Here is a 2,600-nt window from a genome sequence, read left to right on the forward strand (position 1 = left end):
CCCGAAAATTTACACATAACCTGTTGTTATGCGAAGTTTATCAATAAGGTAGTTAAATGGAAGAAATAGAGAAAAGTTCTGATAATGTAGTTCTGGCCCTTTCTGCTAATGATCAAAAGTTAATTCTTGATTATTTAGAACATCCTAGAGAACCTAATCCAGCAATGTTAGAGGCTCTAAAAATGTATTCTTTATATGTTACTAAAAATATTAAATAGGGTTTTAAAGCTAAACTATGGCAGATATAACCTTATCTCATATCACACCACAACATTTTTTTGAGACAGTTAGACTCTTAAAAATGTCTGAACACCGTATTTATTTGACTGTTAACTCTCTGGAAGTCCGATTTCAATATAACCAAGCAGAGAGTAAAGAAGAGACTAACGAAAGACTTGAAAAGCTGGAGCATTTTATGCATTTTCTGGAAGAGTTAGTAAATTCGGATGTGCCGATTGATTTGGAAGAATTTATTAAGATGTATAAAAAAACAACTAAAAAACGCTATTATAGGCGGTAATAGTGATGTTTGTCTGAGCTCGCTAGAGTAGTGGACTACTCTTTAATAGTCCACTCTTGTAACAATTTGTTACATCTTTGATTGTTTATTACTCTATTTAGTTGATTTTACCTTCAATAATCTCTCTTTCTATTTTTTCTTGTTCTGCTCGGTTGATCAAATCGTGTTTAGCATCATTGAGATAATTGTTAATCATATAATTAACAACGTCCGTCCATTTTGTCACCTTTCCTGTCTTAGCAGTTATTTCAACGGCAACCCTTTCAATTTTCATATGCGTTTCTGTTGGAACGCCTAGATTTTTACGTTTCATTAGAGATTTCTCCACTATCACTATTAAGCATTTATGATAGCTCACAAATATATTTTTTATTATGTGAGTAAAATCACTTGCTCACAAATGAAATTTGATTTATTTTATTATCACTTGTGAGCAAGTGAGCGTTTTGGTTATGATTGATTTCTTGAAACTTTCTATCCCTTTTAAAACAGAGCATATCATCGTCTGTAAAGATGGTGAGACTTCGTTTTTGAAAGATAGCTTGATAGAGATAGCTAGAAGAACAGGCATAAAGTTAAAATCATCTAATGTTACGTTTGAGATTGATGGCGATCTTGATGTTCAAGAACTTTCACATCCATATGAATCAATTCCCAGCAATTATTCATCTTTAGCGATGAAAATTTTTAATGGTAGCGATACTTTAAAAACTCCTCCCTATGTGGAGTTGAAAGCAAGTCCCGCTAAATTGTTACAAGGACATAATATCTTCGGTTCAACAAATTTAGATGTATGTGCATTTATTATGTTGGAATCATTTCTCAAAGCTATGCCCGAACTTTATGAGATGGTTGACATTGATGAAACATCTGTTGATTGGATAGATGTTACGTTCTCGTCCCACATTCATTCAGAATCAGTACAAAAACAAGTAATTTTATTTCTTCAGAATGTAAAAGTAGGGCAGACACGAAAAACAAAATATAACAGAGAATATGAAACAACAGCAGAATGGAATTCAGGCTCTGAACATCGTTCTTTGAAAGTTTATTTGAAGGGAGATGAAGTACAAAAACGTTTGGCTGAGGCTAAATCTGAGTTAAGAAAAACACCCAGTAAAAAACATCTGCAAAATACGATAAATGTACTAAGTGATCCTAAGTTGATTGAGTTTTCAAAAAAATGTGTTCGATTTGAAGCAAGGTTAAAAGGTAGTTATTTAGACAAGCATAAGATTCCAAGAAATTTATTTGATCTAATTAAATATCAAAAAAGTTATGAAAAGAAGGGTAGAAACCTGATAAGAGATTTATGGCAAGAAGCATTTAAAGACCTAATTAAAGCAGTTGGAGAAAGTAAGATGAATGTTTATAACAGAGATCATATACAAAAATTATTATGTAAAACTTATTTTTCAATAACACCAAAAGGCAATATTAGTTATGCAAAAGCTGAGCGGATATTTAGCTTTTATAAAAATTTACTTAATGATGGTTATCAAGAAACGCAAAATTGTATGAATAGACAGACATTCTGGCGATATGAGAAAGATTTAATTGCTATCGGTTTAACCAAAGCTCAATTACAAAATCTGAAAGCTTATGAACGTCATAACATCATTCCGCTGATGAAACTTGTTGAAATTGATTTTAGTTGTCAGCGTCCTGATTGGTACGTTGAGCCAACTTTGGAGAAATGGGGCATCGCCGCATAGTTGAATAAAAAAGAGGAAATTAAAATGAGTAATCAAAACATTAACCAATACTTACTAAAAGTGCAGGTATTTGCAACATCACGTATTGATGAGCGTTCAGGTGTAAGCCAAAAAACCGGTAAAGATTGGTATATCCGCAATCAAGAAGCTTACATTGATTTAGGTGGCCAATTTCCTGTAATGGTAAAAATCCCATTACAGAAAGATCAAATTCCGTACGGTCCGGGTAATTATTACGTCCATCCAAGTTCATTTAGAGTCAGTGGTTATTCTGATTTACAGGTTTCTGATATTGTCCTAGTGCCTTCTGATGAAAAATAAATCTTTATATATCAATTACTTAGATTGATTTGTTTCGCATAATG

The 2,600-nt window shown here is 32.5% G+C and carries 5 protein-coding genes; 4 read left to right on the top strand and 1 reads right to left on the bottom strand.

Features of this window, described 5'->3' with window-relative positions:
• The first annotated feature begins 56 nt into the window (after positions 1-56).
• Together HSP_RS0103160 and HSP_RS0103165 are read left to right on the top strand one after the other, a co-directional pair.
• Positions 57-218 (top strand): type II toxin -antitoxin system TacA 1-like antitoxin, encoded by a 162-nt coding sequence (locus tag HSP_RS0103160; RefSeq protein WP_007525341.1) that lies wholly within the window; start codon positions 57-59, stop codon positions 216-218.
• Between the two features lie 17 nt (positions 219-235).
• Positions 236-520: a hypothetical protein gene (locus HSP_RS0103165; RefSeq protein ID WP_010128390.1), complete on the top strand. Its 285-nt coding sequence runs from the start codon at positions 236-238 to the stop codon at positions 518-520.
• A gap of 97 nt (positions 521-617) precedes the next feature.
• On the opposite strand, the gene HSP_RS0103170 is transcribed toward HSP_RS0103165, so the two are convergent.
• Entirely contained in the window at positions 618-833 is a 216-nt protein-coding gene (locus HSP_RS0103170; RefSeq protein ID WP_007524011.1) for a hypothetical protein, read from the bottom strand.
• A gap of 139 nt (positions 834-972) precedes the next feature.
• Between HSP_RS0103170 and HSP_RS0103175 the strand changes: the two genes are divergently transcribed.
• Positions 973-2,235, top strand: a complete 1,263-nt coding sequence (locus tag HSP_RS0103175) for a phage/plasmid replication protein, II/X family (protein ID WP_007524908.1) — start codon at positions 973-975, stop codon at positions 2,233-2,235.
• A gap of 24 nt (positions 2,236-2,259) precedes the next feature.
• Positions 2,260-2,556 (top strand): single-stranded DNA-binding protein, encoded by a 297-nt coding sequence (locus tag HSP_RS0103180; RefSeq protein WP_007525514.1) that lies wholly within the window; start codon positions 2,260-2,262, stop codon positions 2,554-2,556.
• Positions 2,557-2,600 lie beyond the last annotated feature (44 nt).

It is taken from the genome of Haemophilus sputorum CCUG 13788 (assembly GCF_000238795.1).
GTDB lineage: Bacteria > Pseudomonadota > Gammaproteobacteria > Enterobacterales > Pasteurellaceae > Haemophilus_A > Haemophilus_A sputorum.

Excerpts from the sequence above, each read along its gene's own strand:
- HSP_RS0103160 (WP_007525341.1), top strand. The coding sequence starts at position 57 with ATGGAAGAAATAGAGAAAAGTTCTGATAATGTAGTTCTGGCCCTTTCT.
- HSP_RS0103170 (WP_007524011.1), bottom strand. The coding sequence starts at position 833 with ATGAAACGTAAAAATCTAGGCGTTCCAACAGAAACGCATATGAAAATT.
- HSP_RS0103180 (WP_007525514.1), top strand. The coding sequence starts at position 2,260 with ATGAGTAATCAAAACATTAACCAATACTTACTAAAAGTGCAGGTATTT.
- HSP_RS0103165 (WP_010128390.1), top strand. The coding sequence starts at position 236 with ATGGCAGATATAACCTTATCTCATATCACACCACAACATTTTTTTGAG.
- HSP_RS0103175 (WP_007524908.1), top strand. The coding sequence starts at position 973 with ATGATTGATTTCTTGAAACTTTCTATCCCTTTTAAAACAGAGCATATC.